Here is a 6659-nt window from a genome sequence, read left to right as displayed (position 1 = left end):
CACCGCCATGATATGCCGCCTACTTCAGGCCATCACCAACTTTCGGGCATAACTCGCTGCGGGTGGGAGTCGTGTAGTCTGAGAACCACCAAAGCAATTGGATTAAATCGTTCGGCGTCCATTACAAATCTGCGGAATTGGCCAGCGGAGCACACTACACGACACAGTGCTGACTGAGGGCGGCTGGATGGATTCAACTGGACGACTCCGACCAAGGAAACGTCCGATGCTTCACCACGCCATCTCCGCCCTCACGAATATCCTGCGTCCAGATCTCGACTTGAGCAAGAGCCGTCTGGAGACGCTTTGCATGATCGTCATCGGCATGGTCAGCGCGCGCAGCGTGAACCTCGGCCATCTTGCCTGCGAACGACCGGGATCGGCCCTGACCTCGTCGACATACCGTCGGTTGCAACGCTTCTTCCAGCACGTCCATCTCGACGAGGACTGGTCGCTCCCGCTTCTGGTCCGGCTGTTGGGCCTGAACAAATCATGGCTGCTCGCGCTCGACCGCACCAACTGGCAGATCGGCAAGACCGAGGTGAACTTTCTCGTGCTCGCAGTCGTCACCCGTCGTTTCCGCGTCCCCCTGGTCTGGAGCCTGATCGAAGGCCGCGGGTGTTCCGACACCGACATGCGCATCGCCCTGATGGAGCGATATCTCGCGAATTTTCCCGCGACGACCATCCGTCTGCTGCTTGCCGATCGCGAGTTTGTCGGCGCAGGATGGATGGAATTTCTTAGTAAAAACAATATTCCCTTTGCTATCCGCGTAAGGGAAATCTTCGCATTACGACCGAGGACGGTCACGACCTTACCTTGCGCGCAAGGCTGCGCCTGGCCCGCCGTGGCCGGGCTTTTCGCGCCCGCCTCGGCACACGCGAGGACGCAGCCGCCAGCAATACGCCGCTCCTGAACGTCGCGGCCAAGCCGCTCAAGGGAGAGTGGTTGATCGTGGTTACCAACGTCGCGCCGCGCACCGCGCTCGAAACCTACCGCAAACGTTGGGCGATCGAATGTCTGTTCGGCGATGCCAAGACGCGTGGCCTCAACCTCGAGGACACACGTCTCACCGATCCACGCAAACTCGCTCTGCTCATGTCCCTTGTCGCGCTTGCCCTTGCCTGGGCCGGTCGCGCCGCCGCAGACCTTCTCGGCAAGCGCGCGCCGCCGCGCAAAAGCCACGGCCACTACGCCAGATCTTGGTTTCGAACCGGCTTCGACCACATCCGAAGCCGCCTCAGATCCGATCCCCTCGACGCCATCGCGTCGTGGCAGAGGATCAACCCAGAAGATGGGATGGTTGCCGCCCTCCCCAGACGGCATCGCGATGTGCCAAGGTCGTGGTGTTCAAGGCCACGCAAAGGAGAGGACGGCAAATGAAAGATACAATGATTGGAGTGGATCTGGCAAAGAGCGTCTTCCAGCTTCACGGGGCCAGCATGGCCGGACACTTGAAGTTTCGAAAGAAGGTGACTCGGGTCCAGTTTCGACAGTTCATGTCGAAGCACGAACCTGCCGTCGTGGTGATGGAGGCCTGTGGCAGCGCGAGCTATTGGGCGCGAGAGATGGTCAAGCTTGGGCATGAGGTCCGGCTAATCGCGCCGCAATATGTGCGACCGTTCGTGAAGCGTCAGAAAAACGATGCTGCTGACACTGAGGCGATCGTCGTCGCGGCACAGCGCCCCGAGATGCGGTTTGTCGAGCCGAAGTCGGAAGATCAGCAAGCCTGCGCGGTGCTTTTCCGTGCGCGTGAGCGGCTTCTTTATCAGCGCACCGAAATCGTGAACACCCTGCGTTCAGTGCTCTATGAATATGGCCATGTCTTTCCTAAAGGCATCGCCCACCTCAAGCGGATCGAAGCTGTCCTCGACGATCCTGCCAGCGATTTACCTGTGCTGGTGCGGGATGAGTGCCATGATCTGCTTGAACAGATATCCGAGCAGACAACCCGGATCGAAGCCAAGACAGCAAAGGCCCGGAATCTTGCCGGGACGAATGATGCAGCACGACGGCTGCAGACGATGCCCGGCGTGGGGCCGCAGACCGCGCGGGCCATCAGTGCCTTCGCTCCGCCCATGGACAGCTTCAAGCGCGGGCGAGATTTTGCGGCCTGGCTGGGCCTCGTGCCGCGCCAACACACCTCCGGCGGGAAGGAACGCCTGGGACGGATCTCGAAAGCCGGCCAGACAGACATACGATATCTGCTGATCATAGGGGCCATGTCGCGCCTGACAGTGCTGGCCCGAAAGTCGATCCCAGAGGGATCATGGCTGGCACGCCTGCTGCACCGCAAGCCGCTCATGCTGGTCGCCATCGCGCTGGCCAACAAGATGGCAAAGGCCATCTGGGCAATGATGACAAAGAAGGAGGACTATCGAGATCCGGCGCGAGCTGTTTCTGCATGAGGGCTACAGACCCCATGTGAGCGGGCGTCGGTGAAGGAGGTGGAAGAAGTCGATGACCTGAATGGGCGCAATGATCGAAATGATCTGGATGGGGAAAACCAGACGTCGTTCTCGAGCCGAAAAGCTCTTGCAGAAGATATGGACCCGATCCGCAGATCACCATCCCGGCCAGCGGCTTCTTGAACGGCCGCAATCATAAAGGCCTAAGAGAAGAACGCACTCGATCACGAACCAAGACAGGTCAAAAGCGTCTTGCACCACGGGCGGCAACCAGAGAAGAACGAAAGCCCTGCGGAGTCGTGTAGTGTGCTCCCGCGCGTCATCGAGAATTCGTCATGACCGGATCTTGCACCCCGATTCCATGCCTCGTAGGGTCTTGAGCCTCTGCGGAGGGCTCCTCGATGCCGACATGCGAAGATGCCGAAACCGTCCTGATACGCGACGACCCGGACATGAACATGCACCGGTTCTACGGCGTGTCCGTCGTTTCGGATCTCTTCGGCCTGCACGTTCTGGTGGTTCGCTGGGGGCGGCAGGGCCGGGCAGGGCGGATGCGGATCGATGCCAGCGGCTCGCGCCGAGAGATGTCGCACCGGCTCTCGGAGATCGTCACCCGGAAGGTCCTGAGGGGCTACGCGCCGCTGGGAGAGCCGTGCAAACAGCATCGCGCGGATGGCCCGGAACTGCCGCTCTTCGAACGTGACTGATCCGCTTAGACAGGCGCGCTTGCCGCCGGGAGCCGGGCAGATATAGCTCGTCACATGGGGCAGGATATCGAGCACAGGTTCACGCAGGCGGGCTTGCCGGAGGATGAGGCGCATGCCCTTACGCTGGCCGAGCGGGACACGCTGTCCCATCTTCTGAACCGCGGCATGGGCGACAATTCCCTGCGCGCCATTCGGTCGGACTTGGGCTATCTGGAAGCTTGGTCCTGGGCCGCGACGGGTCATCCGCTGGACTGGCCGCCCCGGACGGAGACCGTCCTGCGGTTCATCGCCCACCATCTCTGGGATCCCGACGAGAGGGTGCAGAGCGCGGATCACGGCATGCCCGACATCGTCCGGCACGCGCTCCGCGAGGGCGGTTTCCTGCGCAGCTCCGGCCCGCATGCGCCGGCGACGGTGTCGCGGCGGATCTCGACCTGGCGCGCCGTCTGTCGCTGGAAGGGCGTCGAGGGTCCATTCTCTCAGCCCGAGGTCGCGCGCACCTTGCGCGCCGCGGTGCGCGCTGCGAAGCGGCCCCGGGGGCAGCATTCGAAGCGGGTGGTGGATGCCGAGCTTGTAATCGAGCTCCTCGATCACTTGGAAGAGATCCGTGCCAGCGCACCGGGCCGCGACAGTGAGGCCGTCGGCACACGCCTGCGGGCCACGCGCGATCTTGCTTTGATCGCGACCATGTTCGCCTCGGGCGGCCGGAGGCGCTCTGAGATCTCGAACCTGATGATGAGCCAAATCCATGTCCTCGACGACATCCAGACGGAGGCGGGGCAGAGCATCGCGAGCATCGGGCTGCGCATGGGCCGCACCAAGACCACGACCGAAACACAGGACGCGCGGGTGTTCCTGTCGGGCCGCGCGGCGACAGCGCTCAAGGACTGGATTGCGATGGCCGGCCTCGTGGCGGGGCCGGTTTTCCTTGCGATTGACCGATGGGGAAACGTCCAGGAGACGTCGATTTCGCCCGCCGCGGTAAACGCCGTGGTGAAGGCGCGTCTGGCCGAGATCGGTCACGACCCGCGGGACTTCTCGGCCCATGGCGTGCGGGCCGGCTACATCACCTCGGCGCTGAAGCAGGGCATCCCGGCGCCCGAAGTGATGGAGCAGACGCTGCACCGCTCACTCGACACGCTGCTGGGCTACTTCAAGGATGAGCGTCAGCGCGAAGGCAGGGCGGCCCGGCTGCTCTGATCCGGTCCCGGACGGACGGGATCCTTTCAAAAACGGCTGCGACATCTCCCTCGGGGGCAGGGGGTTTCGGTCTGTTCCGGGTCACCGCTGATAATGACGGATTATCAATTGCGTTTACGCGTCAGCCGAAAGACAGATCAGAGTGCAGATAGATTCTGTTCACGCGCACTAAAAAATTCTAAGATTCTCGTACGGCGTTATAATGAGGAAGGTTCGAAGGTCCCGCATGCCGCCCGAAACCCTCCTCCTGCGCATTCTCGGTCTCGAAAGCCGGGCGGCCCGGCTGGAAGGGGCCTTCGCCGCCGATCCGGAGCTTGGGCTGATGTGGCGCAGCGGCGCGGCGCTGACCGAGGCTTGCCGCTCCGTAGCCTTGGAAGACATCCACGTCTTCGAGGGCGACGTGATCCACCGCCATCTCGAAAACCGGCTCACGGATGCGGAAGGCGCGCGCGGCGCGGACGCCGTCACAGCACTTCTCCGTGTCATCGCAAGCCCCGGTGATCTGGCCGGCGACACGGCGGCGGTGCTCGACCGCTGCTGGCGCGCCGCAGTCTCCATCGATGACGGGGCCTTCCCGTTCGATGGCGCTGCGGTGGCCGATCGCATCCGCCGGCCCCTTGAGGCGGCGCCGACTCCGTTCTTGGGCGCGTTGCGCGCGGCGATCGTGTTCCGCATGGAGACGGACTCCACCGCGCCCTCGGCCGACCGGCTGGTCTTCATCGCCGCCGAGCACGCGCTGCGCGGCGCGGGCCGGACCCAAGAGGGCAGGGGGCCGGGACCCGCCTCGCTCCTGCGGCGCGTGGAGGCGGGCTGGATTCTCACCCCGTCCGTCGCGCTGACCCAGGGCGGGTTTCGCGCCTGGTCGCCCGGCACGCTGGCGGGGCTCGAGAGCCTGCTCGGGGGCCTCACGGCGGAGGCCGACCGGGCGCTTGGACAGCTCGCCGTGCTCCGGCGCTGGCGCATGGATGCGCAGGCGGTGGCGGCAGCCCGTAGCGGCAAGTCGCGGCTGCGCGATCTCGTCCGGCTCGTCGCGCGCGAGCCGCTCCTGACGGCGCCCTACCTGCGCGAGACGCTCGGCGTCTCCCGGCGTGCCTCCTTCACGCTGGTTGACGAGGCCGAGGCCGCGGGCATCCTGCGGTGCATCACCCCCCGCACCTCCTGGCGCGTCTGGGCACGCCCCGACATGGCCGACCGGCTGGCCCTGCGGTCGCCGCGCAGGCGCGTGGACCGGGGTGAAAGACAGACCGCTCCTGGGGTGGCGAACGACCCGCAACGGGCGATCGCGGAACGCGCGGGAGTCCGAAGTCCGGCTCTGCGAGAGGACGACGAAGCGCGGGAGGCGGCCGCGCTCGCGGCGCTCGACGACGCGATGACGCATGCGGACGCGGTGCTCGCGAAATACGCCAGCCGGCAAGATCGCGGAAGCTGAAGGTCGAGGCATCTTCGCTACCGGCGGCGGCAAGGCTCGGACCGTTTATCGCAATATCGAGAAAGTGCGATCCCACATCCTCCTAACAGCTTAGCCTAAGCTGTTTGATGCACCGAAAAATCCCGCCGCAGGGCCGGGAGGACGCGGGTTCATAGCTGTTCCGTCCCGGATGATCACCTTTCCCCGCGACGATCCGCGCTCTTCATGGCAAGATCGGTTCTGAGGGACCTTCGAGACGGGGCACGACCATGGTGATACATCTTCACAAGCAGGCCACGACCACGCCGAAGGTGCGGGCGGCGATCTAGGCGAGCACGGAGCCTGCTCCGGTCCTGGCCGAGCGCTTCGGCATAACGGAGCAGACCGTTTACAAGTGGCGCAAGCGCGACAGCGTCGCGGATCGCAGCCACACGCCGCACAGGCTCCAGACGACGCTGACACCACCGCAAGAGGCCGTCGCGGTGGCCCTGCGAAAGGCGCTGCTGGTGTCGCTGGATGATCTGCTGGCGGTTGTGCGGGAGTTCCTGAACCTGAACGCCTCGCGCTCGGGGATAGTGTCCCAGCGGTTGGTGTAGGAGGCCGCGGGCGAAGCCCTTGGCGTAGCGTAGCGCGCGGCAGGGTGTGACGCTGGTGGTCACCGTCGATCTTCGAGAAGGTTCGGGTTGCGAGACTCGAAACCAAGAACGGAGACGACGATGACCGACGACAGAATGGCGCTGCTTGAGCTGGTTGAAAAGGAGGCCGATGGCGATCTCGTGCGCGAGATGCTGGCTTTCGCGGCCAAGCGGATCATGGAAGCGGAGATTGAGACCAGAACTGGCGTAGCAAAGGGCGTGCGTTCGCCGTCGCGTGAGGTTCAGCGAAATGGATACCGCGAGCGGGACTGGGACACCCGCGCCGGACGGATATCGCTGG

7 protein-coding genes and 1 pseudogene are annotated in these 6659 nt (G+C 64.2%); all 8 read left to right on the top strand.

Annotated elements, in window-relative coordinates; all coding sequences use genetic code 11:
* Positions 1-226 precede the first annotated feature (226 nt).
* Positions 227-916 carry a hypothetical protein gene (locus JSE7799_RS22300; protein ID WP_370736655.1) on the top strand — a complete coding sequence of 230 codons (690 nt, stop codon included), beginning with the start codon at positions 227-229 and terminating at the stop codon, positions 914-916.
* The gene (locus JSE7799_RS22295; RefSeq protein ID WP_370736654.1) at positions 820-1383 is read left to right on the top strand and encodes a transposase; all 564 of its coding nucleotides are present in this window, start codon (positions 820-822) and stop codon (positions 1381-1383) included. Before JSE7799_RS22300 ends, JSE7799_RS22295 begins: the two co-directional genes overlap by 97 nt.
* Positions 1380-2408 (top strand): IS110 family RNA-guided transposase, encoded by a 1029-nt coding sequence (locus JSE7799_RS10620; RefSeq protein ID WP_055663584.1) that lies wholly within the window; start codon positions 1380-1382, stop codon positions 2406-2408. The genes JSE7799_RS22295 and JSE7799_RS10620 overlap by 4 nt, the downstream gene beginning before the upstream one ends.
* Before the next feature lie 401 nt (positions 2409-2809).
* Positions 2810-3115 (top strand): WGR domain-containing protein, encoded by a 306-nt coding sequence (locus JSE7799_RS10615; RefSeq protein ID WP_055663583.1) that lies wholly within the window; start codon positions 2810-2812, stop codon positions 3113-3115.
* 54 nt (positions 3116-3169) lie between these two features.
* A complete protein-coding gene (locus tag JSE7799_RS10610; RefSeq protein WP_055663582.1) occupies positions 3170-4315 on the top strand; it encodes a tyrosine-type recombinase/integrase in 1146 nt (381 codons plus the stop codon).
* 226 nt (positions 4316-4541) lie between these two features.
* Positions 4542-5744, top strand: a complete 1203-nt coding sequence (locus JSE7799_RS10605; protein ID WP_055663581.1) for a hypothetical protein — start codon at positions 4542-4544, stop codon at positions 5742-5744.
* 248 nt (positions 5745-5992) lie between these two features.
* A pseudogene (locus JSE7799_RS10600) lies at positions 5993-6298 on the top strand (IS481 family transposase); the annotation flags it as partial.
* 141 nt (positions 6299-6439) lie between these two features.
* Positions 6440-6659: transposase (locus tag JSE7799_RS10595; RefSeq protein ID WP_186201906.1), on the top strand; the 220-nt coding region annotated here is incomplete at its 3' end.

Source organism: Jannaschia seosinensis, from assembly GCF_001408515.1.
Classification (GTDB): domain Bacteria; phylum Pseudomonadota; class Alphaproteobacteria; order Rhodobacterales; family Rhodobacteraceae; genus Jannaschia; species Jannaschia seosinensis.
The sequence above is the reverse complement of the archived record's forward strand: the minus strand, read 5'-3'. Positions and strand labels throughout refer to the sequence as shown.